Origin of the sequence: Streptomyces sp. NPDC058295, assembly GCF_042880655.1 — a bacterium.
Taxonomy (GTDB): domain Bacteria; phylum Actinomycetota; class Actinomycetes; order Streptomycetales; family Streptomycetaceae; genus Streptomyces; species Streptomyces coriariae.
In genome coordinates this window covers 66,825-93,816 of record NZ_JBHVYO010000016.1, presented here as the reverse complement: position 1 = coordinate 93,816, position 26,992 = coordinate 66,825, and the positions used below count along the sequence as shown (strand labels likewise).

The following is a 26,992-nucleotide window of genomic DNA, read 5'->3' as shown; positions in this document are numbered from 1 at the left end:
GAGGTTCGGAGCGATACGGAGAGGTTCGGAGCGGTACCGAAAAGTCGGGGCAGGGGCAGCCCGCCGAGCGAGCCGCCCCTGCCCCTCCTCGTCAGTCGCCTACGGTCTCTTCGATCTGCTCTGATCCGGCCATGGCGCCCGCCCACAGGCGAACGTCCGCGACGCGGCCGGGCAGGTAGTGCCCCCACGCGTTGCCGGCGAAGTCCTTGCCGACCGCGAGGTCGCCCGAGCCGATCCTGGCCGTGAACGCCTCGTCGTCGCCGTTCTGGACGGCTCCCAGGTAGAGGCCGATCGTGCCGTCCTGGGCGTTGAAGACACCGGTCATCCTGACCATGCCGTCCACCATCGCGGCCTCTTCAGACGCCACCGCGCTGAACGTGCCGTTGGCGTTGAGCCGGCCGAAGCGCCAGAAGCCCACCGGAACGGTCTTCTCCTCCAGGGTCTCCTCGTCCAGCACGGTCTGCTTGTCCGTCAGCTCGTACCAGAAGCCCCAGGCCGACCCGTCGGCCGTCCGCTGTCCCACCACCTGGCCGGTGTAGCCGACGCTCTTGCCGGCGAGCGCGGTGGCATCCAGGGACGCCAGCGCAGTGACCGTGAACGACCCCGTGTCGTCCACCACCGGACCCGCCGCCGTGGCCGCGTCGTCCACTCCGTCCAGCACGATCGACTCGCCGTTCAGCGAGGCGCCGCCGCCGAGGGTCAGCGATCGGCCGTAGCCCGAGGTGGTGTCCGCGACGGTGCTGGCGACGCCCCGGTCGGCCGACCAGTCGGCGACCAGTTCCACCCCGGCGTACCCCTGCGACGTCAGCGTCCGCGCGTCGTCCGCGATCTCCTCCGCGGACAGGGCCCGCTGCCACGCCGTGGGCTCGTCGATGCTGCCCTTGAAATAGTCCACGTAGGTGTCCGCGTACAGCAGGCGGCCGATCTGGAACGCGCCGTCCGCGTGCCAGGCGGTCCCCGCGTCGACCGAGGCCTGAAGCTTGCCGTTCACATAGAGGTGGACCTTCTTGGCAACGGCGTCGTGGACACCGGCCACATACGTCCACACCCCCTTCGGTGACGCGTTCGGTGCCGCCGCCTCGTGGAAGGCACCGTCCGTGCCCAGCACGCGCATGCTCCACTTGCCGCCGTAGGAGATGATGAACGGGCTGTACTTCTTGGTGAACGGGCTCGTCGTTGCCGTGGACTGGCTGAGGACCGTGACGGTCTTCGTGGAGGCCGGGTCGACCCGTACCCAGGCGGCGACCGTGTACGACCCCGCCGTGTCCAGCACCGTGCCGGCCGTGGCCGCATAGCCGGTGCTGCCGTCGAGGGCCAGCCCCTTGTCCGTCACCGGCGTCGCCAGCGGCACACCGGCGGCGTCACGCGTGATCAGACCGCGCCGACCGCGGTCGTCGCGGACCGCGCCGCCGCTCGGGGTCGCGTTGTCCGCGCCGTCCCACGTCGCGGAGTCCACCGCTGTTCCGTCGGCCTCGCCGAACTGCCACTGGCCGACCGGCTTCTCACCGTCGGCGACCACGAAGTCGACGACGGACTGCGCACCGTAGCGGGCCACGTTGTCCTTGGCCCGCACGTACAGGCGGTACGTGCCCGCCTTCGTGGGCGTGATGCCGACCGACACCGAAGCGCCGGTCTGGTCCGGCGACCACGCGGCCGTCGAGGAGAGCTTGTACTGGTAGGCGACGTTGGTGTCGCCGGTGGCGGGCCCGAACTTGAACGTGCCCTTCACCGCGGGCCCGCCGTGAGCGGTGCAGTCGTTGGTCGTGCATGCCGTGTAGGGGCTGCCGACGGTGATGCCGGGCGCCTTGGGCGCGCTGGAGTCCACCTTGAAGTAGCACCAGCCGGTGGTGGTGGCGTTCGACGGGCCGGGCAGATTGCTGGCGCCGCCGTTGTAGTACGACCGTACCCAGCTCCGGTACCGGTAGAGCGTGCCGTCCGTGAGGGTGGACCAGGTCAGCGTCACCTTGGTGTTGTCCCCGACGTAACCGGTCGAGGGGCGTGCGTCGCCGTTGCCCGGTGTGGTGTCCACCCAGGTGCTGCCGCTCTTGCTGTCGAGGTCGTAGGCGATCCTGAGCTGGGCGTCCTTCTCACCGCCGGACTTGGTCTGCGCGGTCGCGGCCAGCGTCGGGGTGGGGTCGGAGATGACCGCCGGGTCGCTCTCGGCGGTCTCGCAGACCGTGCCGGAGCCGGTGACGATGCCGACGGCGCTCGGCTTGTCGGGCAGGCCGACGAAGTTCACGGCGAGCACGGCGTCGTTCTTGAACCGCTTCCACGCGGCGGTGTCGGACTCGTCGTGCGCCTTGATCTCCAGCGTCAGCCGGGAGAACTTGCCCGCGGCGAAGTTCGACACCGTCGAGGTGAGGTTCTCGTTCGTCTCGTCCGGGCTGTCGTTGAACTCGATCGGCGCGTCCGGGGCGTCCGGGTCGCACAGCGAGCCACGGCCCGCCGAGACGTTCCGGTCCACCATCAGGTCCAGCTCCGCCGGCCGCGAGGACCACGTGGTCGCCGAGGAGATGTTGTTCGTACGGACCAGGTCCACCCAGCGCGGATCGCACTGGAACGCCCACGGCTCCGTCACCCGGAACGTCGCGTCCAGGACCTTCTTGCCCTTCAGACTCGCCGGCGAGAACTCGAAGTACAGCTTCTGCACATACCCCGGACCGCAGTAATACCCGTTCCAGGTACCGCACTTGCCGGCACCCTTGCCCTGGTCGTCATCGCCGTTGCTCCAGCCGTACGACTCGTAACCGTCACTGCGCAACAGAGTGCGCTCCGACTCACCCCAGGTCACCGTCGGGTCGATGAAGAGCGGAAAGGCCGAGGCATCGGACTTGGTGAGCATCTCCGTGTCCGGGACGACCGACAGCGAGTCCTTGGTGACCGCGACGTCCATCTTCGCGACCTTGTCACCCTGACCGGGCTCCAGACCCGAACCCGACGGCGCCACCTCGGCGGAGTCGGACGACTCCACCGGCTCCTCGCCAGGCACCGGCTCCTCGCCGAGCACCTGTGCCCGCAGCAACTGGGGCTGAGCCCCCGCGGTCTCTGACGTCTCCGGCGTCTCCGGCGTCTCGGCCGCCTTTGGCGTCTCCGGCGTCTCCGGGACCTTCGGGGCCTCCGGCGTCACAGCAGTCTCTGGCGCCCCGTCAGCCTTCGGCGTCTCCCGCGCCTTCGCCGTCTCGGCCGCTGTTGGCGTCCGTGGCGTTACGGCAGCCTCGCCGGTCGAGTCCCACATCCGCGCCGGCGGTGCCTTGAACACCGTGCGGCCACTGCCGTCGACGGCCGCGAGATTGCCCGCCGCACCCTCGCGAACGTCCAGCCCCTGAGCCTTCAGCCCGAAGGTGAGCTTCTTCAACTCCTCGTTCGCCGCCGCCTCGGGCGTCTTCACCACGAACACCGGCTGGAAACTCTCCGGCGTCGCCGTCACTTGCAGGTCGACACCCGGAAGCACCTCCGCGTATACGGCGCTCGGGCCGTCCAACCGCGGGGCCGGAAGCTTGCCCGGCCACTCCAGTTCCAGCGAATTGCCCTGGTCCTCGATCCGCGCCAGCGGCGTTTTGTCGCCCCCCGCCGAGAACGCGATCGACACGGCGGCGGCCTTCGGCCCCACCGAACCATCGGAACGCTTTTCCAGCGTCGCGTCCGGTGCCTGCCAGCCACCGCCCGCCTTGGCCACGCGTATCGGAACCGCCGACTGCTCCAGCGTGAAGGTGAACCCGTCGGGATTGGCGAAGACCGTCGTCCGGTCCGTCCGCTCCCCCGTCACCTCCACCCGCTGACCGGACTTCTCCGCCTCGGCCAGGGCCTGCTGACCCTCTGTCGAAGGCGCGGTATCCGCCTCCGGGGAAGCTGCCACAGCCTCCTGCGCGGGCAACGCCAGCATCCCCAGCAACACGGCCAACGCGGCCGCCGTTCCCGTCCCCCTGCGTCTGCCGTGTCTACGACGTCCGAACGCGCCTGAACCGCCCCGTGCCGAAAGCACTGAACTCCGCCCCCCAGAGTCAGAAGATCTCGAAAAAGTAAGCGAATTCAAGCCTCTCTCTCACCCAGCGTCAAGGAACTATCGCTGTACGCAATGGCCACTTGACGCACCAAAGCCGGTCAACTGCCCTCTTGAGAAATGCGCCGTCAACGCATCGACATCCGCACAGAGTGCGAAATGAAAGAATGATGAAAGAAAGAGGAAAGGTAACAACGCCTCTAGCGATTAACGGTCATCACCACATAGAGGCCCGCGATGACCGCGAGCACGCAGACGACGGCCAGGACGATCAGCACGAGGCCGATCAGGCCTGTCGCGCCGGCGATCGCCATCCACCCGGCGCGTTCCGCGCGTTCGGCCTTCTGAACCGCGTCGCGGTAACCGCCGTCGTCGTTCCAGTCGCGATTTGTCATGATCCCCCCTGGGGGGAGTGTACCGCCCGCCTTGTCCCGGGCCCCCTGGCTCCGCGCCCCTGACTCCGCGCCCCTGACCCCGATCCCCTGGCGGTTGCCGGAGGGGCGGGGCATCTGGGGACGACCCACGTCTCCAGCCGGGCACCCCGCCGCGACGGCCGGGCTCGGGTCGCGAGAGCGCTCAGCGCGGTGCCGGGTTCTTCTCCGTGGCCGCGGACCCGGCGGACTCGGCCGCACCCGCACCCGCCGCCGTGGCCGTCGTCGCCGCCGCCGTGGCGAGCCGCGCCCGCGGCCCCATGAACAGGTACGACAGGCCGAAGCCGCCGCCGACCACGACCGCGCCGCCGACCGCGTCCAGCACCCAGTGGTTGCCGGTCGCGACGATCGCCGACACCGTGAAGAACGGGTGCAGCAGGCCCAGCGCCTTCATCCACCACTTCGGTGCGACGATCGCGATGACCAGCCCGCACCACAGGGACCAGCCGAAGTGCAGGGACGGCATCGCCGCGTACTGGTTCGTCAGCGCCGTCAGCGTCCCGTACTCCGGCTTGGAGAAGTCCTGGACGCCGTGGACCGTGTCGATGACGCCCAGGTTCGGCATCAGACGGGGCGGGGCGAGCGGGTAGAGCCAGAAGCCGACCAGGGCCAGCAGGGTCGCGAAGCCCAGGGAGGCGCGGGCCCAGCGGTAGTCGACCGGACGGCGCCAGTAGAGCAGCGCCAGCACCGACAGCGGGACCACGAAGTGGAAGGACTCGTAATAGAAGTCGAAGAAGTCGCGCAGCCACCCGACCTTCACGACCGCGTGGTTGGCCCAGTGCTCGATGTCGATGTGCAGGAACCGCTCGATGTCGAGGACCTGCTGCCCGTGGCGCTCCGCACGGACCCGGCCCGCGGAGTTCGAGCCACCGGTCGCCGCCAGCCGGACCTGCTGGTACGCCGCGTACGTCACGCGGATCAGCAGCAGTTCGAGGAGGAGGTTCGGGCGGGTCAGCACCCGCTTCAGGAAGGGCAGCAGCGGTACGCGCTTCCAGCGCGTGGGGACCGGCCGGGCGTACTCCGTGGGGATGGGCGCGCGGTAGTACGGGGACGTACGCGGCAGGAAGGGGAGGACCGTGGCCGCCGCGACGGCCGCCAGCAGCACCGCGTTGTCGCGCAGGGGGTACAGGGCCGCCATGTTCGGCAGCATCATCTTCGCCGGGAGGGTCATCACCAGGATCACCGCCACCGGCCACACATAGCGGTCGGAGGCGCGCTCGCCGACCCGGCCGACCACCGCTAGCAGCACCCACAGCAGCTGGTGCTGCCAGGTCGTCGGCGAGACGACGATCGCCGCGCAGCCCGTGAGGGCCACCGCCAGCAGCAGCTGGCCGTCGTGGGCGTAGCGGACCGCCCGGCGGACGCCCAGGGCGGCGACGGCCGCGCCGAGCGACAGGAACAAGCCGATCTCCAGCGGTCCGGAGAGGCCGAGGCGGAGCAGGGCGCCGTGCAGGGACTGGTTGGCGAGCGCGTCGGCGTCGCCGCCGAGTCCGACACCCGCCATGTGGTGCACCCAGTAGGTGTACGAGTCGTGCGGCATCGCCGCCCAGGCGAGCGCGGTGACCGCGGCGAACGAGGCGCCGGTGACGGCCGCGGCGCGGCGGCGGCCGGTGAACCACAGCAGTGCGGCGAAGAGCAGGACGGTGGGCTGGAGGGCCGCCGCCAGACCGATCAGGACGCCGGCCGCCCGCCAGTCCCGTACGACGAAGCAGCCGAGCAGGACCAGCAGCACCGGGATGATGCTGGTCTGGCCGAGCCAGAGGGTGTTGCGCACCGGCAGCGACAACATCAGCAGGCTGATCGTGACGGGGGCGGCCAGCAGTGCCGTCCGTCTGCTGACCGGCTGGGGCAGCGCACGCGCCACGACCAGGCCGAGGGCGGCGACCAGCAGCAGGGTGCCGAAGGTCCAGCCCCAGCCCAGGGCCTGTTCGGCCGCCCGGGTGAGGGGCTTGAGGACGAGTCCGCCGAACGGGGTCCCCGTGAAGCGCGTGGAGTCGTAGAGCGAGCCGTTGACGTGCAGCACGCCGTCGGGTCCGACCCAGGTCTCCAGGTCCGTCAGCCGTTCTCCGCGCGGGGTGCCGAGGACGACGGCCACCTGGCGTACGGCGAGGACCGCCGCCAGCAGCCAGAGGCCGAGACGGGCCGCGCGCAGACGTGCCCTCGCCGTGTCGGCCGCCGTCGACCCCAAGGCCTCCGCCGGCCGCCCGCTGTGCTCCGCATTCGCCACGCCTCGTCGGCCTCCCGCCCCGTCCGTCCCACGCGTCCCGTGCACGAAGTTCCCTATCGCACCCTATGAGGCTCGCATCGCCCCCTGACAGAGACGCAAGCCATCCCCACTTCACCTGACGTCCGCTCTCCTTTTGTCCGGAAGACGATAGTGCTCCCGGGGCCCCGCCGTTTCCACGGGCCGGGATACGAGACCGGACGCGGGTCCGGATACGGGCCGGCATACGAGACCGTCAGCGGGCCGCCAGGGGGCGGGAATTGGATGAGGCCGCGAACGGAACGGGGGCTTCAGCCGTACCGTCGTTGCCACCGCACCGCGCGCTGGCGGGTACGGAGAGTGCTGGAGGGGATACGAGGCATGGGCGGTTTCCCGCGGGGACGGCAGGCGTGGCGGAAACGGTTGCGCGGGCGGATGACGGCCGTGCTGCTGGCTCTGCTGGCGATCCAGCTCGGTTCGCTCGTCGCGCCGGCCTACGCCTGCGGCTGCGGTGCGCTGCTCCCGGGCGACCAGCGGCAGGTCGTGGTCGGCCGGGAGGTCTCCGTCGTGCGCTGGGACGGCGCGCAGGAACAGATCGTGATGCGGCTGACGGTCGGCGGGGACGCCGAGCGAGCCGCCTGGATCATGCCCGTGCCGCACCGGGCGACGGTCGACCTCGGCGCACCGAAGCTGTTCGACCAGCTGGCCGCGGCCACCGCCCCCGTGCACCGCACCCGCCACCACTTCTGGCCGCAGGACGGCGACTGGCCGCTGACCACGGGCGGCGACACGGCGGGCCCGCCGCCGCCAGGGGCGGGGCCGGGCGTCGGCGTGATCGGACGCGAGCGGCTCGGCCCGTTCGACGTGGCCCGGCTGACCGCCACCGATCCGGGGGACCTCGACGACTGGCTGCGCGCCAACGACTTCACCCTCCCGGGCCACCTCGAGACCGCGCTCCAGCCGTACGTCGACCGGCGCTGGGAGTACGTGGCGGTCCGGCTGACCCCCGAGAGCAGCGGGACCGCGCTGCGCGGCGAGCTCGAACCGCTGCACCTCACCTTCGCCGCCGAGACCCTCGTCTACCCGATGCGGCTGTCCCGGCTGGCGGTCACCCCGCAGTCGCTCGGCCTGTACGTCCTCGCCCCGCACCGCATGGAACCGGCCTCGCGGATCGGCGGCGAACGGCCCCGGGTGACGTTCGCCGGGCCGCTCGGGAAGACGACGGGGCCGCTGGCCGCGCTGGCGAAGGGCACACCGTTCCTGACGGCCGTCGCCCAGGAGTTCCCGCGGCCCTCGGAGATCTCCGGGGACCACGAGCTGCGCCGGGCGGCGACGGACGCCGCGTACCGGCAGGTGATCTACGAGGACCGGCTGCTCGCGCTGGCCGGCATCCCGGTGTGGCTGCTCACGGTCGTCGGCGGACTGGCCGTCCTGAACACCGTCGCGCTCGTGCTGGGGGTCCGCTGGGGCCGGGCCCGCCGGGCGACCCTGCCCCGCCCCCGCCATGCCTCGGGCTTCCCCCCGACACCCAGCACCGGAACCGGGGCGGCGATGCCGGTGCCGGTGCCGGCGCAGGTACCGGTGCAGGCGGAGGTACCGATGCCAGGTACGACGGCCGGGAGGCCTTGGCCGGTAGCGGGGTCGGCTGCGGTACCGGGCACGACCGCAGGGCGGCCCGGGCCGGTACCGGAGTCAGCGGCGCCACGCCCGACAGCGCGAGGGTCGGCGGCGGTACCGGGGACGGCTGGCGTCGGCCCTACGGCACCGTCCGCACCTCCTGGTGTGCCCTCGGCACCTGTCCCGGCCGCCCCGCCTGCCCCACTCATCCCGCCCACCGCGCCCCCCGTACCCCCGCGGCCGCCGTCCCTCCGCCGCACTCCCCCTCCGCCCCCTCGGCCCGCGCGGTCGTCCGCCCCCACTGCTCCTCCCGCCCCCGCCGCCCCTCCCGTCCGGCCTCCCGCTGCCGTTCCGCCGAAGCCGTCCACGCCACCCCGGGCACCCCGGACGCCCCCCATGCCGTCCGCAGGCCCCACTCCGCACCCGCCCACGCCCAGCACGCCCCCCGCGCCACGCACGGCGCCCTCCGCCTCTTTCGCGCCTCCCGCCGCGCCCCCTGCGCCGAACGGCTGAAAGCCCCGGCCGGGGATCCGTGGGGCTCGACTTAGCATTCCTGACGAGACATACCGCCGGATATGTCAGGTACACGAGAGGCAGAGCGCATGAGCGAGTCGCAGGCCTGGGACGCCGTCGACGCCTACTTCACCGACCATCTCGCCCCGGACGACGAGGTGACGGCGGCCGCGCTGCGCGACAGCGAGGCCGCCGAGCTGCCGCCCGTCAACGTCACGGCCAACCAGGGCAAGCTGCTCCAGCTGCTCGCCGAGATCCAGGGGGCCCGGACGGTCCTGGAGATCGGCACGCTCGGCGGTTACAGCACGATCTGGCTGGCCCGCGCACTCCCGGCCGACGGCCGGCTGATCTCGCTGGAGTACAGCCCCCGGCACGCGGAGGTCGCCACCCGCAACATCGCCCGCGCGGGCCTGGACAAGCTGGTCGAGGTGCGGGTCGGGCCGGCCCTGGATTCGCTGCCGCTGCTGGCCGACGAGAACCCGCCGCCGTTCGACCTCGTCTTCATCGACGCCGACAAGGTCAACAACGCCCACTACCTGGAGTGGGCGCTGAAGCTCACGAGCGTGGGCAGTCTGATCGTCGTCGACAACGTCGTACGGGGCGGGCGGGTCGTCGACGCGGACAGCGACGCGGGAGACGTGGTCGGCACCCGCGCCGCGATCGAGCTGATCGGCTCGCACCCGAGACTGAGCGGCACGGCCGTGCAGACGGTGGGGGCGAAGGGCTACGACGGCTTCGCGCTGGCGCGCGTGCTGGCCTAGCGCCCACGGGGCGGACAGGCCCCGGCGGCACCACCCTCCCCCTCTTCCCCCCCCGAAATTGTCACGCCTCGTGATAGAAGCCCACGTTGACGCTGCGCGGCCCGGTGCGGTCGAGGACGATGATCTCGCCGGAGCCGCCGCGCGCCAGCGGCATGGTCCCGCCGTAGGCGAGCGGCTGGGCGTACTGGCCGCTCACCAGCCGTACCTCGGAGGACGGCTCGTCCTGCGACCCGCGCAGCCACGAGACCTGCCAGGTGCCCTCGGGGCCGCACAGGAACTCCAGGTGCACCCGGGAGACGAACAGCCAGTCGTCGGGGGTCGCGAGGCGGCACACGGACTTGTCCCGGCCCACCCGGAGCACGGCACCCGGGTCGCTGGGCGAATCGGCCATCAGCATGCCGGCCGTGGCGCCCTCTTCCGTCCCGGAGACGGTGGCCATGGTGAGTTCGAGCACGTGCGCTCCCCTTGAAATGTCTTTGACATGCCTGTCGGCGTGCTGGGTCCTAAGTGTGCTTGTACAGCGGCCGCATGATAAATCGCCCGGCCCCACCGCGTCCGGCACAATGGACGCATGACCGAGCGCAAGCCACCGGGTGTCCCGTTCGAGTCCTGGGTCGACAAGCAGATCCGTGACGCGGAGCGGCGCGGCGAGTTCGCCCAACTGGCGGGAGCGGGAAAGCCGTTGCCGACGGGTGCGGACACCACGTACGACGAACTCTGGTGGATCAAGCGCAAGATGGCCCGCGAGGGCCTTTCCGTCCTTCCACCGACGCTCGCCCTGCGCAAGGAGGCGGAGGACGCGCTCGTGGCGGCGTACGCGGCGCCTTCGGAACGCCTCGTCCGGAAGATCATCACGGACGTCAACGTCAAAGTGCGCGACATGATGTTCAAGCCGCCGCCCGGCCCCCCGCTGGGCATGAAGCCGTACGACGTCGAAGCGGTCGTACGCGAGTGGCGGGAGCGCCGGGCGGCGGCTGGTGGTTCGGCCGCGAGGGCCGAAGGGGCCGAGGGCTCAGAGGTGTAGCAGCCGCTCGGTCAGTTCGCGGTAGTCCCGCAGGGCCAGCCGGAGCTGCTCGGTGTCGGTGGCCGTCGCGGAGCGGTCCTTGCCGCCCTCCGACCCCGACTGCCAGGACCCGCGCAGGGTGCGGCGTCGGCGGTCCACGGCGTCCGTGAACTGCGCGGCCAGTTCCTCCAGCACCTGGTCGGCCTCCGCGACGGCGTCGCGCGGGCCGTCGACGAACCCGACGACCGCGTGCCGCATGCGGGAGGCGATCCGGTCGCACTCGTCGTCCGGCAGGAGGGACTCGCCGTTACCGGTGTGACCGGCGGCCGTCGTCGGTGCGCGGCCCGTGACGGTGTCCGCCGCGCCCGCGTCCCGGTGCCGGGGCTGCGCCCCTTCCTCCGAGGCGCTGAGCGGGCCCGCGTCCCGGCCGGCGCCGGCCGCCCGGCCGCGTGCCGGTTCGCCCGCGCCGATGTCGGAGCCGAGCGGCGTCGGCTCGCCCACGGCTGTCGTACCGCGCGGCTCCGCCGACGTCCGTCCCCTCTCCCCCGGCAGGACGGCCTCCCCCGGCAGAGCGGTTTCACCCGGCGAGGCGGCCTCGCCGGTCCGTACGGGTGCGCCGGTGCGTGCGGCGTCGCTGCTGCGTACGGCTTCGCCGGTCCGTGCTGTCTCGCCGGTGCGTGCGGTGTCGCCGGGCCGCAGCGTGTCGGCGGTCCGTGCGGTGTCGCCGGACTTCGCCGCGCGGGCCCGGTCGCCCGCCGGTCGGCGGTTCTCCGGAGTCCCGCCCGGAATCACGTCCGGAATCGCGTCCGGGTTCGCACCCGTGTCACGCGTCGTGTCCCCCGTGGTGTCGGCCGTCGTGTTCGGCGTCTTGTTCGGTGTCAGGTCCGGCATGGCGGTCAGCCCTCCTTCGCCTGGTGACGGTGGAAGCCTCGCGGCAGGTGGTGGCCGGAGCGGGAGCCGTTCTGGCTCACGCGCTCCTGCGTGCGACGGTGGCCGGCGTCGTGGGAGGCCCCACCGACGAGGTCGTCGAAGAGGGCGCGCGCCTCGACCATGGCGGCGCGCATGTCCTCCGTGCCAGGTGCGCCGGACGTGCCGGTCGCGCTCGCCTCGTGCGTGCCGACGCCGTTGAGGCGTACGCGGGCGACCCGGTGGACGCGTCGGTAGCCCTGGACGTGGTGCGCGTGGTGGACGGAGAGGGCGGCGAGCTGCTCCTCGTACTGGTCGCCGTCCGGGAAGCCCCGGGCGCCGGCCACTTCCGCGAGCAGCCGGTCGGCCTCGGTGACCGCCTCCTGGGGCGAGTCGACGAACCGCTCCTGCGCGGCCGTCCAGCGGGCCTCGAACCTCTCCCGCTCCGCGGGCTCCAGCGTGCGCTCGCGCAGCCCGCCGTGCCGCTCCACGAGGGCGTCGAGCTCGCGCTCGGCGGCCTTGACGTCCCCGTCGTGCCGGGCCACGGCACGGTCGTACTCGGGCCCGAAGCGACGCTTCAGACCGTGTCCGCCGTGCGAGCCGCGGGCCCGCACGGCCAGAACGGCCGCGACGGCGACGATGGCCGCCACGATCACGATCAGAGCGATGATCACTCCTGTGGACATGCCTTGCCTTCCGATGTGTCGGCCCCACGGGCCGGTTCACGCATCGGGTTGCCCGGACTGCCTCTCCCAAACGGCCTGCGCACTTACCGGGACGAGGGTGCCGGCGCCTATTCGGTTGCGCGGCGGCGGGGGCGTCTTCGGACAATGTCCGCATGACGACGTCGCCGACCTGGACCCTCACCGCCGAACCCTTCGACGCCCCGGTCGCCCGCGCCCTCTGGCGGGCGTACTACACCGAGGTCAGCGACCGCTACTACCTGCTGCACGAGGGGCGCAGGACCGACCCGGTCGAGCTGGAGCGGGAGATCGCCGCCCACACCGGTGCCGAACTCGCCCCGCCCGGCGGACGGTTGCTCGTCGGGCGGTACGACGGCGAACCGGCCGGCACCGCGGGCGTACGGCTGCGGGACGCCGACACCGCCGAGCTCACCCGGGTGTTCGTCCGGGCGGAGCTGCGCGGCCGGGGCGGGGCCGCGCTCCTCGTCCGGGGTGCCGAGGACGCCGCCCGCGCGCTCGGCGCCACCCGGATGATCCTCGACACCCGCGGCGACCTCGTCGAGGCCCGTGCCCTGTACGCCCGGCTGGGGTACGCGGAGACCGCGCCGCACAACGCGGACCCGTACGCGGAGCACTGGTTCGGCAAGCAGCTCGGCCCGGACCTCAGGTGAGCCGGTGGTCGGGCACCACCCGCCCGCCGCGCGGCTGTTCCCGGTCCGAGCCGCACAGCTCGCTGTTCAGCTCCTTGACGAGCTGGACCAGGTCGGTGGGCCGGTCCGGGCCCCACCAGTCGCCGAGCAGCTCGGCCAGCGACTCCTCGCGGACCTCGGCGAGCCGGTCGGCGACCTCGCGGCCCTCGTCGGTCAGCATCATGTCGAGTCCCTCGCGTACGGCGAGCCCGCGCCCCTCGATCTGGCGGACGGCCTCGATGATCACCGGCAGCGGGACGGTGGTGTTCTCGGAGAGAGCGCTCGGCTCGACACTGCCGTACCGCCTGATCCGCAGCAGCATCCAGCTCGACGCCGGAAGGAGGTCCTGGCCGGCCAGGGCGGTGATCTTCCGGTAGATCTCGCGGCGGCCCTCGCGGGTGCCGAGGACGGACAGCGCCCGGCACACCTCGTCGTACGAGGACCGTTCCACCGGGTTGCTGGCGAGGGTCTCCGTCACGTCGGGCGCGGTGACCGAGCCGCGCAGCGGGTCCTCCTTGAGGAACCACGCCAGGACGAAGCCGACGAGGGCGACGGGGACGGCGTACAGGAAGACGTCGGTGATGGCGGACGCGTACGCGTCCAGGGCCTGCGGTCGCAGGGTCGACGGCAGCTCGGCGATGCCGCGCGGGTCGGACTCGAGTCCGTCCACCGAGACCCCGGGCGGGAGTTGCGCGCCCAGGAAGGCATCCGTGAGCTTGTCGCCGAGGCGGCCCGAGAAGATCGTGCCGAAGATCGCTACGCCGAAGGAGGCGCCGATCGAGCGGAAGAAGGTCGCGCCGGAGGTGGCGACGCCGAGGTCCTCGTACCCGACGGCGTTCTGCACGATCAGCACCAGCACCTGCATGACCAGGCCGAGGCCGAGACCGAACACGAAGAAGCAGGCGCTCATGGCGCCCGTGGAGCTGTGCTCGTCGAGCCGGTGCAGGAGGAGCAGGCCGAGCGTGGTGACGCCGGTGCCGGCGACCGGGAACATCTTCCAGCGGCCGGTGCGGCTGACGATCTGCCCGGAGGCGGTGGACGCCAGCAGCAGGCCGGCCACCATCGGCAGCATGTGCACGCCGGACAGGGTCGGCGAGACGCCCTGCACCACCTGGAGGAAGGTCGGCAGGTACGTCATCGCGCCGAACATCGCGAAGCCGACGATGAAGCTGATCACCGCGGAGAGGGTGAAGGTGCGGATGCGGAAGAGTTTCAGGGGAAGCACCGGTTCGGCCGCCCGGCGTTCCACGGCCACGAACGCCACGGCCAGCAGCACGCCCAGCACCGCCAGGCCGACGATCTGCGGCGAGGCCCAGTCCCAGGTGGTGCCGCCGAGCGAGGCCACCAGGACCAGGCAGGTGGCCACCGCGGCGATGAGGAAGGTGCCGAGGTAGTCGATGACGTGCTTCGTCGACTTGCGCGGGATGCGCAGCACGGCCGCGATGACGGCGAGCGCGACGACGCCGACGGGCAGGTTGATATAGAACACCCAGCGCCAGCTCAGATGCTCGGCGAACAGGCCGCCCAGCAGCGGGCCGAGGACGCTCGTGGCGCCGAACACCGCGCCGAACAGACCCTGGTAGCGGCCTCGGTCGCGCGGCGGGACGAGGTCGCCGACGATCGCCATCGACAGCACCATCAGGCCGCCGCCGCCCAGGCCCTGGAGCGCGCGGAAGGCGATCAGCTGTGGCATGTTTTGCGCCATTCCGCACAGCGCCGAACCGATCAGGAAGATGACGATCGCGGCCTGGAAGAGCCTCTTGCGCCCGTACTGGTCACCGAGTTTGCCCCACAGCGGGGTCGCGGCCGTCGACGCCAGCAGGTAGGCGGTGACCACCCACGACAGATGCTCCATACCACCGAGCTCGCTGACGATCGTGGGCAGGGCGGTCGACACGATCGTCTGGTCCAGGGCGGCGAGCAGCATGCCGAGCAGGAGGGCGCCGATGGAGACGAGAACGTTTCCGGACACGTGTTCCGCACGCGGATCCGCCGCCCTGCTGTGCGCGTCCAAGACCATGGATGCCTCCCGAGGCTCTGGTGACCCCCTCCATCGTGATCGGTGTGACCCGTTATGGCCTCTTGTAGTCGTCTTGCGTTCTGACGGAATACGACATTCCGGGGGTCGCGGGCGGCGGGGCATGTGAAGGATCTGCATAATCTCTGGAGTTTGAATGGGGAGGGACGAACACGTGATCGATCCGACGGGGCACCAGGGGCACTCGGGGCAGCAGGGGCTGCCGTGCCCGGAGTGCGGAGCGCTGCGCGCGCTCGACAACACCCCGTCCTGCGCCTGCGCCCAGCGCGCCTCCGAGGCTCAGCGCGACACGCGCACGACGGAGGCGGCCGCCGCGGAGGACTTCGATCCGTTGCGGATACGGCCCTACGTCGAACTGGGAACCGACGGCGGGGGCGAACCCGCGGGCGCGTTCGGGGGTACGGCCGCGGGTGCGCCCATGGGCTCCGCCGGCGCGGCCGACGTGACCATGCCACTCCCGACCGTGCCCGGCGTTTCCGGTGCTCCCCGTGTTCCCGGCGCGCCCGGCGTTCCGGCCGACGCGACGATGCCCCTGCGTACCGTGCGCCCCGCCGGCCCGGCGCCGGACATGACGGCGGCGCTGCCCACTCCCCTGGCCTCGTCCGCCTCCGAGCCCAGCACGACCGATCTGAGCCTGTTCGAGGCGGCGGACGTAGGCTCCGTACACCCCGACGACGAGGAACCGCACCGCCCGCGCCGTCGCCGCACGCTGCTGATCGCGACGACCGCGGCCGTCGTGGCCGTGGTGGCGGCGGCCGGGTTCGCCTCCGGGCTGTTCACCTACGAGAAGCCGACGCGGGACGGGGCCACCCCCGAGGACGTGCGGGCGGCCGTGCCGGACGCCTCGACCAGCGCCGCCTCGGCGTCGGCCTCGCCGAGCCGCTCCGCGTCCCCGTCGGCCTCCGAGGCCTCGCCGTCGCCCTCCGAGAGCGAGAGCCCGTCGCCCTCCGCGTCGGAGTCGAGTGCCTCACCGTCGGCGTCGCCCTCGGCCGATGCCGGGCAGGTCACGCCGACCGCCCGCGTGACCGGCTCCCTGGCGCCCGGCAACGGCGCGGACAACGACGACGACTCGGCCGAGGCGGTCGTCCTGCGGCGCGGCGACAAGGGCGCCGAGGTGACCGAACTCCAGCTGCGGCTGCGCCAGCTGTTCCTCTACAACGGCGAGTCCGACGGCACGTTCACCGGCGAGGTCGAGGACGCCCTGCGCAACTACCAGTGGTCCCGCGGCACGACGGAGGACGGCATGGGCGTGTACGGGGCACTGACCCGGGCGCGCCTGGAGTCGGAGACGACGGAGCCGTAGACCCCGCGGAACCGTGAGCCCCGCCGGGGCTCACGCCACGTGGATCCGCACCCCGGACTCATCCGTTTCGACCCGTACCTGGCGCAGATCGCGGACCACCACGTCGGGTCCGTGCGCGGCCGCCCGCGGCCCCACTCCCACGACCCGCATCCCGGCGGCCCGGCCGGCCGCGATGCCCGCGCCGGAGTCCTCGAACACCACGCAGTCGGCCGGGGCGATCCCCAGCTCGGCCGCGCCCTTGAGGAAGCCCTCGGGGTCCGGCTTGCTGGCGCCCACCGACTCCGCGGTGACGCGTACGTCCGGAAGCGCCAGTCGGGCCGCGGCCATCCGGGCCGTCGACAGCGGCACGTCCGCCGAGGTGACCAGCGCGTGCGGGACCCCCCGCAGGGAGGCGAGGAACTCCGGCGCGCCGGGCACCGGCACGACTCCGTCCATGTCGGCGGTCTCCTCCGCCAGCATCCGCGCGTTGTCCGCGTGGTTCAGGTGCACCGGCCGGCTGGGCAGCAGCACGGCCATCGAGGCGTGTCCCTGGCGGCCGTGGACGACCTTCATGACGTCGTCCCCGTCGAGCCCGTGCGTGTCGGCCCAGCGCCGCCAGACCCGTTCCACGACGGCGTCGGAGTTCACGAGGGTGCCGTCCATGTCGAGCAGGAGGGCGCGGGCGGTCAGGACCGGCATCAGCAGCTCCAGGTAGGAAGAGAACAAGGCGGCCCCGCCCGCCGGTCAGGGAAAACGAGCGGGAGCCACTTTGTTTCTCTACGGTACAAAACAATGCGGGTCCACCGCCACCCCGGCCGCAAGGCGCCGGGGAGCGTTCACCCGCCGTTCAGCTCGGCCCGGCCTCAGCCGGCGATCGCCTCCCACAGGCTCCACACCCCGAGCGCCAGCATCAGCAGCGCCGCGATCTGCGTGATCAGCTTCAGCGGCACCCGCTTCATCAGCGCCTTTCCGCCGACGATGCCGAGCCCGGCCACCGCCCACAGCGCCAGCACCGCGCCCAGTCCGACGGAGAGCGGATCGTCGTAGCGGGCGGCGAGGTTCGCCGTCATGATCTGGGTGAGATCACCGAACTCGGCGACGAGGATCAGCATGAAGCCCGCGCCGGCGACCTTCCAGAAGGACTGGTTCTCCGGCCGGCGGACCTCCTCCTCGCTCTCGTCCTTCTTCAGCAGCAGCACCGCCGCGCCGCCCAGGAACAGGACACCGGTCAGCGCGTGCACGAGCTGCTGCGGGAGCAGGGTCAGCACACTGCCCGCGGCGACGGCCAGCGCGACATGCAGCGCGAAGGCGGCGGCGACCCCGGCGAAGACGTACGAGGCGCGGTAGCGGGTGCCGAGGACGAGGCCGGCGAGCGCGGTCTTGTCCGGCAGCTCGGCCAGGAAGACGACGCCGAAGACGAGCGCCGTCACGGTGATGCTGATCAAGGTTCCTCAATCGGTCGGGGCTGCCCCACCGAGAGTCCTGAGCACTTCAGGAGAAGAAAGACACCTCGGCACGGCAGCACACATGTCATCCCTGCCGTGCGGCACGGATGTGCACTGCTTGCCGAAGGTCTCGCTGGCCGACCCTGTGACGGGTCCGCCTCCGGGCGCCGGCTCAGACGAGCTGAGCAGTATGTCGACGGTCCGGCGAAGAGCTACTCCCCTTCTGCGTTCCCCAGTGTACGAGATCGTTCTGCCATAAACCTTGTCGTGTCATGCCCACGTCACTAACTTCTCACCGGGCGCACATCTCCCCGCAATGTGCGGCCGCGAGCATTCCCTCGCTCGCGCTCCAACACCCCGCCTCCCCCATGGAGTTCGCATGTCGAAGTTCTACGCGCGTGGACGGCTGAGCATACTCGCCGCCCTCACCGGCCTCATAGCCTCGGTCGGGCTGCTCAACTCCCCGACCGCCTCCGCCGCCCTCCCCACCCCGGTCAGCGCCGCCACCGCCCGCACCTACCTCGCCTCGCTCACGGTGAAGACCGAGAGCCGCACCGGCTACGACCGCGACCTGTTCCCCACCTGGATCACCATCAGCGGCACGTGCAACACGCGTGAGTACATCCTCAAGCGGGACGGTACGAACGTCGTCACCAACTCCGCCTGCACCGCCACCAGCGGCAGCTGGTACTCCCCGTACGACGGCGCCACCTGGACCGCCGCCTCCGACCTCGACATCGACCACATGGTGCCGCTCGCCGAGGCCTGGGACTCCGGGGCCAGCGCTTGGACCACCGCCCAGCGCCAGGCCTTCGCCAACGACGTCACCCGCCCGCAGCTGATCGCCGTCACGGACAACGTGAACCAGTCCAAGAGCGACCAGGACCCGGCCGAGTGGATGCCGTCGGTCACCTCGTACCGCTGCACCTACGTCCGCGCCTGGGTGCAGGTGAAGTACTACTACAACCTCGCGGTCGACTCCGCCGAGAAGAGCGCGCTCACCAGCTACCTCGCCGGCTGCTGATCGACTCGTGACCGCAGGGATCTCCCCACTCTCCTCCGTCGTTCCGTACCGTACGGGGCGACGGAGGAGGGCGATCGCGTGGCCGAACTGCGGCTGGGACCACTACTGAGATACGCCGACGGCTCGACGGCGACCGTATGGATCGAGTCGAGCCGTCCGTGCGCCACCGAGGTGCGCTGCGCGGACGGTGCGGGCGGCACCGCCCACACCTTCCAGGTGGCGGGCCACCACTACGCCCTCGTCGAGGTGACGGGCCTGAGGGCGGGCACGGCCACGGGGTACGAGGTCTTCCTCGACGGCACCCGTGTGTGGCCACTGCCCGACTCCCGCTTCCCGCCCTCGGAGATCCGCACCCCCGCCGCGGTCGGCGCCGGTGACGACGGCGACGAGGTCCGGGTGGCGTTCGGCTCCTGCCGCTGGGCGGCACCCCCGGCCGGCGGGCACGACCCCGTGGGGCCCGACGCCCTGGACAGCCTGGCGGCACGCCTGGCCGCCGATCCGGCGGCCGAACGGCCCGACGTACTGCTGCTGCTGGGCGACCAGGTCTACGCCGACGAGGTCTCCGACGCGACCAAGGAGCGGATCGCCGCCCGGCGCGGCCTCACCGACGCACCGGGCGCCGAGATCGCGGACTTCGAGGAGTACACCTGGCTCTACTACGAGTCCTGGCTCGACCCCGAGGTGCGCTGGCTGCTGTCCACCGTGCCCAGTTGCATGGTCTTCGACGACCATGACGTCATCGACGACTGGAACACCTCCGCCTCCTGGCTGGCCGACATGCGGGCCACCCCCTGGTGGCGCGAGCGGCTGCTGAGCGGCCTGATGTCGTACTGGGTGCACCAGCACCTCGGGAACCTCTCCCCGGCCGAGCTGGCCACCGACCCGCTCTACGCCGCCGTACGCGAGGCCCCCGACGGCACCGACGCACTGCGTGCCTTCGCCTGTCGTGCCGACGCGGACCCGGCGTCCGTGCGGTGGAGCTACCGGCGTGACTTCGGGCGCGTGCGGCTGCTGATGGTCGACAGCCGGGCGGCGCGGGTCCTCGACGAGGGCGGGCGCTCGATGCTCCACCCGGGCGAGTGGACCTGGCTGCGCGAACAGACCCTCGACGGCCCCGGCTCCTACGACCACCTCCTGATCGGCACCTCGCTGCCCTGGCTGCTGCCGCATCTGGTGCACGACGCCGAGGAGTGGGACGCGGCGCTGTGCCGGGGCGAGCGCGGGGCGCGCTGGGCCCGCATCGGGGAGAAGGTGCGGCGGGGGGCGGATCTGGAGCACTGGGCGGCCTTCCCCGACTCCTTCGCAGCGCTGGCCGGGCTGATCGCCGAGACGGGGTCGGGGGCAGGGGCGCCGGCGAGTGTGCTCGTGCTCTCCGGGGACGTGCACCACGCGTACGTGGCGGAGCCGTACTGGCACGAGGGCGGCGGCCCCGACGCGCGGGTGCTCCAGCTCACCTGCTCCCCCGTGCACAACTCCGTTCCCACGTCGATCCGGGTGGGTTTCCGCTTCGGCTGGAGCGCCGTGGCCCGGGCGCTCGGCCGCCGGCTCCGCCGGCACGGCCGCTGTCCCCGGCCGCCTGTCGGCTGGCGCAAGAAGGGCGGGCCCTGGTTCGGCAACCAGCTCATGTTCCTGACCCTGCGCGGGCGTTCGGCCCGGCTGCGGCTGGAGCAGGCGCGGGACGACGGATCACTGACGCCGGTGCGGGAGTCCGACCTGACTCCCTGAGGACTCCCTGAGGGCTCCCGAGGGCTCCCTGGGGCGAAACAACCGGGTCACCTGGGGCCCACGTTGGCTACCGTGACGGCCGACGGCATGATGATGCGGACCGTCCGCTTCCACCGCGGCCCCGTGGACGGTCCGCTCCATCGCGCCCCACACGCCCGGGAGTCACCCTCTTGCCCTCAGTGAACGCAGACCAAGCCGGCGCCGGAGAGCCCGCACCGGACGCGGAGGCGACACCGTCGGCCACCGTTTCCGTCGCCCTCGTCGGCGCCGGGCCGCGCGGCACCAGCGTCCTGGAACGCCTCTGCGCCTCCGCGCCCGACCTCCTTCCGCCCGGGGCCCGACTGACCGTCCACGTCGTCGATCCCGCCCCGCCGGGACCGGGTCGCGTATGGCGCACCGCGCAGTCGCGGGAGCTGCTGATGAACACCGTGGCCTCGCAGGTGACCCTGTTCACCGACGACAGCGTGGACTGCGCGGGCCCCATCCGCCCGGGTCCGAGCCTGCACACGTGGGCGGCCGGCGAACTGGGCCCGGACGAGTACCCGACCCGCGCGCACTACGGCCGCTATCTGGAGTGGGTGTTCGCCCGGACGGTGCGTCAGGCCCCGCCGTCGGTGCGCGTCGAGACGCACGCGGCCCGCGCGGTCCGGCTCGACGACGCCGCCGACGGCCGCCAGGTCCTCACCCTGGACGACGGCCGGACCCTGCTCGGCCTGTCCGCCGTCGTCCTCGCCCAGGGGCATCTGCCGGTGATCGCCGACGCCGCCCAGCGACGGCACACCGCGTACGCCCGACGGCACGGCCTGCGGCACGTCCCGCCCGCCAACCCGGCCGACGTCGACCACGCCGCGCTCGCCCCCGGCGAACCGGTGCTGCTGCGCGGTCTCGGCCTGAACTTCTTCGACCACCTGGCCCTGCTGACCACCGGCCGGGGCGGCCGCTTCGTCCCCGCCCACGCCCCCGCGCACGCCGGCACCGGCACCGGGCGGGCGGCCCTGCGCTATCTGCCCTCCGGTCGCGAGCCGCGGCTGTACGCCGGCTCCCGGCGCGGCGTCCCGTACCAGGCCCGTGGCGACAACGCCAAGGGGCCGTACGGCCGTCACCGCCCGCTCGTGCTGACCCCGGAGGTGATCGCGGGGTTCCGCAAGCGCGCCGACTCCGGTGAGGCGCCCGACTTCCTGGCCGAGATATGGCCGCTGGTCGCGAAGGAGGTGGAGACGGTCTACTACGCGGCCCTGCTGCGGGAGCCGGCCCGGCACGGCCTCGCGGAGCGTTTCGTGCGGGAGTTCTCGGCCGTCCCGCACCGCGACGCCCAGGAGTCCGTGCTGCTCGACGGGTTCGGGATACCGCAGGCCGACCGCTGGAGCTGGGACCGGATCTCCCGGCCGTACACGGGACGGCGGTTCGCGCATCCGGGGCAGTGGCGGGACTGGCTGCTCGGCCATCTGCGCCGGGACGCGGAGGAGGCCGCCCGGGGCAATGTGCACGGTCCCGCGAAGGCGGCCCTGGACGTCCTGCGCGACCTGCGCAACGAGCTGCGGCTGATCGTCGACCACGCCGGTCTGACCGGCGCCTCCCGCCGGGACCACCTGGACCGCTGGTACACCCCGCTCAACGCGTTCCTGTCCATCGGCCCGCCGCGCCGGCGCGTCGAGGAACTGGCCGCTCTGGTGGAGGCGGGGGTGGTGGACGTGCTCGGGCCCCGGCTGGAGGTGCGGGAGGAGGACGGGGCCTGGCGGGCGCACGCGCCGGAGGTGCCGGGGTCGGCCGTCCGGGTGACGACCCTCGTCGAGGCGCGGCTTCCGGAACCGGATGTGCGACGCACCGCCGACGGCCTGCTGACGCGGCTGCTGAAGACCGGGCAGTGCCGTCCCCACACGGTGGACGGCTATATGACCGGGGGCCTGGACGTGACCCCGCGCCCCTATCACCTGATAGACCGTCAAGGACGGCCGCACGCAAGGCGGTTGGCCTTCGGAGTGCCTACGGAAGGCGTGCACTGGGTCACCGCCGCAGGCGCCCGCCCCGGGGTGGATTCGGTCACACTCTCGGATGCGGACGCGGTCGCGAGAGCCGCTCTGCGCACGGCGGCCGGGGCATTCGAACCGGGGACGGAGCCCCAGGCGGGGCCCCGGACGGAACCGCAAACGGAAGGCCGAACGGAACCCCGCCCGGAACCCGAACCATGGCTAGAAGTTGAACTTGCAAGCATCGATTAGGTGCGCCTAACGTGTGTCGCTCATTCGGTACCGCCGCCCCCACCGACCGGTCCTTCCCCCATCCGGGACCGGCCCGACCGACACCGAAGGAGCACCCCCCACCATGTCCGCTCGCCTCAACACCGCACAGCCCTACGCGGTCGGCCTCTTCCGCATCGTCGTAGGCCTGCTCTTCGCCTGCCACGGCGCGGCCTCGCTCTTCGGCGTCCTCGGCGGCGCCGCGGGCACCGACGGCGGCACCCTCGACGCCGGCACCTGGCCCGGCTGGTACGCGGCCGTCATCCAGCTGGTCTGCGGCAGCCTGGTGCTGCTCGGCCTCGGCACCCGGGCCGCCGCGCTCCTGGCCTCGGGCTCCATGGCGTACGCCTACTTCGACGTGCACCAGCCGAACGCCCTGTGGCCGATCCAGAACGGCGGCGAGGCCTCCGCGATGTTCTGCTGGGCCTTCCTGCTGCTGGTGTTCACCGGCTCCGGCGCCCTCGGCCTCGACCGCCTGTTCGCCGGCCGCTCGGCCACCGAGCGGGAACCCGCGGCGCAGAAGGCCACGGTTTCCGCCTGACCTCGTTCCGACAGCACCGTGATCCGCGGTCATCCGGGCTCTTCCGACGCCTGGGTGACTGCGGATCAGCACCTGGTGCGCACCCTTGGTGAACGTCCTGCACCGAACACATGAGCCCCCCGTGAATCCGCTGTCACACCCCGGGCGTAGTCTGTAGGGCTGTCATTGGCCGCACCTGCCGCTCCCCCGCGACACAGCGGCAAACGGTCGGCCGTCACGGGGGAGACACGGGGAGTCAGTGGTGTTCGAAAGTGTGGGGGCTTTGCTCGGCAGCCCATGGATCTACGCGGTGGTGGGCCTGTCGGTCCTCCTCGACGTGTTCCTGCCGGTGCTGCCCAGCGGGGTGCTCGTCATCACGGCGGCGACGGCCGCGGCGGCGGGCTCGGGCGCGGCGACCGGTCAGGTGCCGCACGACGTGCCGGACATCATGGTTCTGATCCTCTCCGCGACGACCGCCTCGGTGCTGGGCGACCTGGTGGCCTACCGGCTGGCCTGGCGCGGCGGTGCGCGCCTGGACCGGGCGATCTCCCGCTCCCGGCGGCTGACCACCGCGCAGGAACGTCTCGGCGAGGCGCTGGCCCGGGGCGGCGGCGCGCTGGTCGTGCTGGCCCGTTTCGCCCCCGCCGGCCGTTCCGTCGTCTCGCTCATCGCGGGCGCCGCCCATCGCCGCCCCCGCGAGTTCCTCCCCTGGTCCGCCCTGGCCGGCCTCTCCTGGGCGGGCTACAGCGCCGCCCTGGGCTACTTCGGCGCGCACTGGCTGGGCACGACGTGGCTGGCGACGGGGGTGTCGGTGCTCGCGCTGTTCGGCGCGGGGGCCGGTGCGGCGTACGTCATGCGACGGCAGCCGGCGGCGTAGCACGCCACCTGCCGGGCCCTGGCTGCGGCTGCGCTACATGCCCCGCGTGCCCTACGTGCCCTGGGTGTGCGCTGCCGCGCCCCGGCCGGCCCCGCGCACCTCCAGCCCGTCCAGCAGCTCCGCCGTGGCCGCGGCGATGACCTCGACCGCTCGCTCGAACACCTCCCGGTTGTGCTCGGCCGGTGCCCGGAAGCCGGACACCTTACGGACGTACTGCAGGGCTGCGGCGCGCACATCGTCCTCCGTCGCCTTCTCGGGCAGGGCGGGGGGACGCAGCGTCTTGATGCTCCGGCACATGTCTCCCAGTCTCCCCCGGCACCCCACCCTCGTGCCATGATCACCTCCGAGGCGGCCACCGCACCCGCGGGGCCGACCGACGAGAGGGACCACAGCACATGACGAAGGACATACTCAGCGTCGCCGTTCTCGGCCCCGGCGGGGTGGGCGGCCTGCTCGCCGCCCTACTGTCCCGCGCGGGACACCGGGTGACCTGCCTGGCCGGCGAGGAGACCGCGGCGGCCCTGCGCGCCGACGGCATCCGCGTCCACAGCACGCCGTTCGGCGACTTCACGGCCCACGTCGCGGCGGACACCGAGCTGCGCGCGCCCGTCGACGCGGTGCTGATCACCGTCAAGCACACCGCCCTCGACGCGGCCCTGGCCCGGGTCCCCGCCTCGGCTCTCGGCGAGGACACCCTCCTCGTGCCGTTCCTGAACGGCGTCGAGCACCCGGCGGTCCTGCGCGCCCGGTACCGCCCGGACCGGGTCGCCCCGGCCGTCGTCCGGGTCGAGTCGACCCGGGTCGCGCCGGGCGTGATCGAGCACGGGAGCGGCTTCGCGGAGATCGACCTGACGGGCGACGCCGTGCCGCGCCCGCGCCTGGACGCGCTCGCGGGGGTGCTGGAGGCGGCCGGCCCGGCCGTCCGCGTCCTGCCGGACGAGACGGCCGCCCTGTGGGCGAAGATGGCCTTCCTCGCGCCGTTCGCCCTGCTCACCACCCGGTACGGTCTGCCGCTGGGCGAGGTCCGCACCCGGCACCGCGAGGAACTGACCGCCCTGGTCGAGGAGACCGCCGCCGTCAGCCGCGCCTGCGGCGCTCCCGTCGACCCGGCCCAGGCACTCGCCCGCTACGACTCCTTCGCCCCCGGCACCAAGTCCTCCATGCAGCGGGACGCCGAGGCGGGGCGGGCCCTCGAACTCGACGCGATCGGCGGGGCGTTGCTGCGCGCGGCCGAACGGCACGGGGTTCCGGTGCCGGTGGCCACGCGCCTGGTACGGGAGTTGGCGGACGCTACCCGTTGACATGCTCCTCGCCCTGAAGGGCGAGGATTCTGGCCTTCCTTGACTGGCTGCCGTGCCGCTACGCGGCACGGTTTCCGGTTGGGAATCCGTGGCTTCCTGCTTCTTCGCGCTGTGCCGGGATTGCTCCTGGTCTTACCGGCGCTCCGCAGGCCGATACCGCCAGTCCGGCGGCCGTTTTCACGTTGATCGCGGCGTTACGTCACCGGGAACGTGTGAACGATCCGTCACCGTCGCGAGCAGGGTCCGGCTCCGCCGCAACTAGACCGCAACGCTCCGCGTCGCCACCACAAGATTCGCTTCACCCCCGGCGCAGGTCGACGTACCAGTCGTTGGATCTGATCGGGTTGCCCTTCGGGTACTCGAAGTCGGCCTGCCCGAGCAGGGTGAACCCGGCCTTGCGGCACACCCCGTTGGACGCGGCGTGCTCCACCTTGGGGAACGCGTGCAGGGCCGGGTGGCCGCCGTGTCCGGCCCGCTGCCGTACGACGTCGACGAGCGCCCGGGCCGCCGTCGCGGCGAGCCCTCTGCCCTGGAACTCGGGCAGGATGCCCCAGCCCGTCTCCCACACCGTCTCGCCCCGCCACTCGCGCTCCCAGTAGCCGATCGAGCCGACGGTCTCCCCGGTGTCCGCGAGCGTGACCCGGTACATGCGCCCGGCGAACGGCTCGACATAGCGCCGATGCCGGTCGGCGAGTTTCTCCTCGCTCTCCGGCCCGCCCAGCTGCTCCGTCATCGCGGGGCTGTTGGCCCGCCGGAGGAGCCAGAAGTCGCCCTCCGCCCAGGGCACCAACCGCACTTGTTCCCCATCGCGTTCCGCCATGCGTGTCACCCTAGAGGAAGGGTCCGACACCGGCGGTCGCCCGCCGCCGTGCGAGGCTGCGGGGAGGAACCAGTCAGTGCACAACGGGGCGACCCGCCACGCCTCGCTCTTCACCGGGGCGACGGCGGACGGCAGTTGGGTGGTCGTCCACCGCCTCAACGCGGACCCTGACGGCACGGACCGGTCGGGCCTCGGCATCCTCGACCGGAGCCGCACGGACACCTGAGACCACCCGAGGCGCAATCGAACATACGTTCACACGAACACCCCAAAGGAGCTCGCCACCCAAATTCGAACAGGCGTACCATTGCCGCGTGGCTACGACCTATGACTTTCCCAGCGACCTGCGCGCCGGTCAGGAGGAGCTGCATCAGGTCAGGGCCGAGCTGTCGGCCCTGCTGAAGCGACTTCCCTGGTCGGTCGAGCCCCTGGACGGCTTCAGTGACGACGCGGGCTGGCGCAAGACCGAGCGCCCCGCGTCCCCCGGCTGGACGGCCGACGAGCAGGCCGAGGTGGAGAAGCTCCGCCGCCGGGAGCACGAACTCGCGGTGTTCGTCACCTGCCACCGCTTCTGGGCAGAGGTCACACCCCCGGACCGGGTGACGGCCCGCATGAACCTCAAACACACCCGGGAAACCCCACCCCCGGACGACGCCTAGCCCCCGCCCGAACCCACCCGGTCCCGAGCCACCCACACCGGGACGACCCGCGGCACCCGCACCCAGGGCATGCGAAAGGGCCCCCGGATCTCTCCGGGGGCCCTTTCGCTCTCCTGGTGGGCGCGGACGGTTTCGAACCGCCGACATCCTGCTTGTAAGGCAGGCGCTCTACCCCTGAGCTACGCACCCGGGACGAGTCGACAGCCTACATTGCCCGGAGCCGTGCCCCGCAAACCCGTATCCGGGGGTTAGCCCCAC

General features: G+C 72.3%; 24 protein-coding genes and 1 tRNA gene. 13 read left to right on the top strand and 12 right to left on the bottom strand.

Translation table 11 applies throughout. The features are described 5' to 3' along the window. Positions 1-91: 91 nt before the first annotated feature. From ACFVYS_RS19130 to ACFVYS_RS19120, 3 genes are all read right to left on the bottom strand, one after another. The gene (locus ACFVYS_RS19130; RefSeq protein WP_389503565.1) at positions 92-3,883 is read right to left on the bottom strand and encodes a LamG-like jellyroll fold domain-containing protein; all 3,792 of its coding nucleotides are present in this window, start codon (positions 3,881-3,883) and stop codon (positions 92-94) included. 317 nt (positions 3,884-4,200) lie between these two features. After that, positions 4,201-4,395 carry a hypothetical protein gene (locus ACFVYS_RS19125; protein WP_389503409.1) on the bottom strand — a complete coding sequence of 65 codons (195 nt, stop codon included), beginning with the start codon at positions 4,393-4,395 and terminating at the stop codon, positions 4,201-4,203. 181 nt (positions 4,396-4,576) lie between these two features. Beyond that, positions 4,577-6,658, bottom strand: a complete 2,082-nt coding sequence (locus tag ACFVYS_RS19120) for a bifunctional glycosyltransferase 87/phosphatase PAP2 family protein (RefSeq protein ID WP_389503407.1) — start codon at positions 6,656-6,658, stop codon at positions 4,577-4,579. Between the two features lie 357 nt (positions 6,659-7,015). On the opposite strand from ACFVYS_RS19120, the gene ACFVYS_RS19115 reads away from it, so the two are divergent. Together ACFVYS_RS19115 and ACFVYS_RS19110 are read left to right on the top strand one after the other, a co-directional pair. Continuing rightward, positions 7,016-8,764 (top strand): DUF2330 domain-containing protein, encoded by a 1,749-nt coding sequence (locus ACFVYS_RS19115; protein ID WP_389503405.1) that lies wholly within the window; start codon positions 7,016-7,018, stop codon positions 8,762-8,764. 89 nt (positions 8,765-8,853) lie between these two features. Beyond that, positions 8,854-9,525 carry an O-methyltransferase gene (locus ACFVYS_RS19110; RefSeq protein WP_389503403.1) on the top strand — a complete coding sequence of 224 codons (672 nt, stop codon included), beginning with the start codon at positions 8,854-8,856 and terminating at the stop codon, positions 9,523-9,525. 61 nt (positions 9,526-9,586) lie between these two features. On the opposite strand, the gene ACFVYS_RS19105 is transcribed toward ACFVYS_RS19110, so the two are convergent. Continuing rightward, complete coding sequence (locus tag ACFVYS_RS19105; RefSeq protein ID WP_020126876.1) at positions 9,587-9,979, bottom strand: hypothetical protein; 393 nt, start codon at positions 9,977-9,979, stop codon at positions 9,587-9,589. Positions 9,980-10,096: 117 nt separating this feature from the next. On the opposite strand from ACFVYS_RS19105, the gene ACFVYS_RS19100 reads away from it, so the two are divergent. Then, a complete protein-coding gene (locus ACFVYS_RS19100) occupies positions 10,097-10,549 on the top strand; it encodes a DUF1992 domain-containing protein (protein WP_389503401.1) in 453 nt (150 codons plus the stop codon). Here the strand turns inward: ACFVYS_RS19100 and ACFVYS_RS19095 are convergent. Together ACFVYS_RS19095 and ACFVYS_RS19090 are read right to left on the bottom strand one after the other, a co-directional pair. Then, positions 10,538-11,419 carry a hypothetical protein gene (locus tag ACFVYS_RS19095; RefSeq protein ID WP_389503399.1) on the bottom strand — a complete coding sequence of 294 codons (882 nt, stop codon included), beginning with the start codon at positions 11,417-11,419 and terminating at the stop codon, positions 10,538-10,540. The genes ACFVYS_RS19100 and ACFVYS_RS19095 overlap by 12 nt on opposite strands. A 5-nt stretch (positions 11,420-11,424) precedes the next feature. Further along, a complete protein-coding gene (locus tag ACFVYS_RS19090; RefSeq protein WP_389503397.1) occupies positions 11,425-12,120 on the bottom strand; it encodes a hypothetical protein in 696 nt (231 codons plus the stop codon). Between the two features lie 152 nt (positions 12,121-12,272). On the opposite strand from ACFVYS_RS19090, the gene ACFVYS_RS19085 reads away from it, so the two are divergent. Next, complete coding sequence (locus tag ACFVYS_RS19085) at positions 12,273-12,788, top strand: GNAT family N-acetyltransferase (RefSeq protein ID WP_389503395.1); 516 nt, start codon at positions 12,273-12,275, stop codon at positions 12,786-12,788. Here the strand turns inward: ACFVYS_RS19085 and ACFVYS_RS19080 are convergent. After that, the gene (locus ACFVYS_RS19080; RefSeq protein WP_389503393.1) at positions 12,781-14,826 is read right to left on the bottom strand and encodes a DHA2 family efflux MFS transporter permease subunit; all 2,046 of its coding nucleotides are present in this window, start codon (positions 14,824-14,826) and stop codon (positions 12,781-12,783) included. The two genes, ACFVYS_RS19085 and ACFVYS_RS19080, sit on opposite strands and share 8 nt — an antisense overlap. 175 nt (positions 14,827-15,001) lie before the next feature. Here ACFVYS_RS19080 and ACFVYS_RS19075 point away from each other — a divergent pair, with 175 nt between their 5' ends. Beyond that, complete coding sequence (locus tag ACFVYS_RS19075; protein ID WP_389503563.1) at positions 15,002-16,147, top strand: peptidoglycan-binding protein; 1,146 nt, start codon at positions 15,002-15,004, stop codon at positions 16,145-16,147. A 30-nt stretch (positions 16,148-16,177) separates the two neighbouring features. Here ACFVYS_RS19075 and ACFVYS_RS19070 read toward each other — a convergent pair whose 3' ends face one another. Further along, positions 16,178-16,825: an HAD-IA family hydrolase gene (locus ACFVYS_RS19070; protein WP_389503561.1), complete on the bottom strand. Its 648-nt coding sequence runs from the start codon at positions 16,823-16,825 to the stop codon at positions 16,178-16,180. Positions 16,826-16,989: 164 nt separating this feature from the next. Continuing rightward, positions 16,990-17,571, bottom strand: a complete 582-nt coding sequence (locus ACFVYS_RS19065) for a TMEM165/GDT1 family protein (RefSeq protein WP_389503391.1) — start codon at positions 17,569-17,571, stop codon at positions 16,990-16,992. Positions 17,572-17,950: 379 nt separating this feature from the next. Between ACFVYS_RS19065 and ACFVYS_RS19060 the strand changes: the two genes are divergently transcribed. From ACFVYS_RS19060 to ACFVYS_RS19040, 5 genes are all read left to right on the top strand, one after another. Beyond that, a complete protein-coding gene (locus ACFVYS_RS19060; protein WP_389503389.1) occupies positions 17,951-18,595 on the top strand; it encodes an HNH endonuclease family protein in 645 nt (214 codons plus the stop codon). A 78-nt stretch (positions 18,596-18,673) separates the two neighbouring features. After that, positions 18,674-20,320, top strand: coding sequence for an alkaline phosphatase D family protein (locus ACFVYS_RS19055; protein WP_389503387.1), 1,647 nt, complete (start codon positions 18,674-18,676; stop codon positions 20,318-20,320). A gap of 179 nt (positions 20,321-20,499) precedes the next feature. Next, on the top strand, positions 20,500-22,539 hold the full coding sequence (locus ACFVYS_RS19050) for an FAD/NAD(P)-binding protein (protein ID WP_389503385.1): 2,040 nt from the start codon (positions 20,500-20,502) through the stop codon (positions 22,537-22,539). A gap of 103 nt (positions 22,540-22,642) precedes the next feature. Then, the gene (locus ACFVYS_RS19045; protein WP_389503383.1) at positions 22,643-23,098 is read left to right on the top strand and encodes a DoxX family protein; all 456 of its coding nucleotides are present in this window, start codon (positions 22,643-22,645) and stop codon (positions 23,096-23,098) included. A 241-nt stretch (positions 23,099-23,339) separates the two neighbouring features. Further along, the gene (locus tag ACFVYS_RS19040) at positions 23,340-23,954 is read left to right on the top strand and encodes a DedA family protein (RefSeq protein WP_389503381.1); all 615 of its coding nucleotides are present in this window, start codon (positions 23,340-23,342) and stop codon (positions 23,952-23,954) included. Positions 23,955-24,005: 51 nt separating this feature from the next. On the opposite strand, the gene ACFVYS_RS19035 is transcribed toward ACFVYS_RS19040, so the two are convergent. Continuing rightward, positions 24,006-24,251 carry a DUF2277 domain-containing protein gene (locus ACFVYS_RS19035; protein WP_389503379.1) on the bottom strand — a complete coding sequence of 82 codons (246 nt, stop codon included), beginning with the start codon at positions 24,249-24,251 and terminating at the stop codon, positions 24,006-24,008. Between the two features lie 98 nt (positions 24,252-24,349). On the opposite strand from ACFVYS_RS19035, the gene ACFVYS_RS19030 reads away from it, so the two are divergent. After that, positions 24,350-25,255 (top strand): ketopantoate reductase family protein, encoded by a 906-nt coding sequence (locus tag ACFVYS_RS19030; protein WP_389503377.1) that lies wholly within the window; start codon positions 24,350-24,352, stop codon positions 25,253-25,255. Positions 25,256-25,553: 298 nt separating this feature from the next. Here ACFVYS_RS19030 and ACFVYS_RS19025 read toward each other — a convergent pair whose 3' ends face one another. Continuing rightward, a complete protein-coding gene (locus ACFVYS_RS19025) occupies positions 25,554-26,075 on the bottom strand; it encodes a GNAT family N-acetyltransferase (RefSeq protein ID WP_389503375.1) in 522 nt (173 codons plus the stop codon). 76 nt (positions 26,076-26,151) lie between these two features. Here ACFVYS_RS19025 and ACFVYS_RS19020 point away from each other — a divergent pair, with 76 nt between their 5' ends. Beyond that, positions 26,152-26,301: a hypothetical protein gene (locus ACFVYS_RS19020; RefSeq protein ID WP_389503373.1), complete on the top strand. Its 150-nt coding sequence runs from the start codon at positions 26,152-26,154 to the stop codon at positions 26,299-26,301. Between the two features lie 88 nt (positions 26,302-26,389). Next, positions 26,390-26,734, top strand: a complete 345-nt coding sequence (locus ACFVYS_RS19015; protein WP_389503371.1) for a hypothetical protein — start codon at positions 26,390-26,392, stop codon at positions 26,732-26,734. A 114-nt stretch (positions 26,735-26,848) separates the two neighbouring features. Here ACFVYS_RS19015 and ACFVYS_RS19010 read toward each other — a convergent pair. Beyond that, positions 26,849-26,923: transfer RNA gene (locus tag ACFVYS_RS19010), tRNA-Val, on the bottom strand. Between the last annotated feature and the right edge of the window lie 69 nt (positions 26,924-26,992).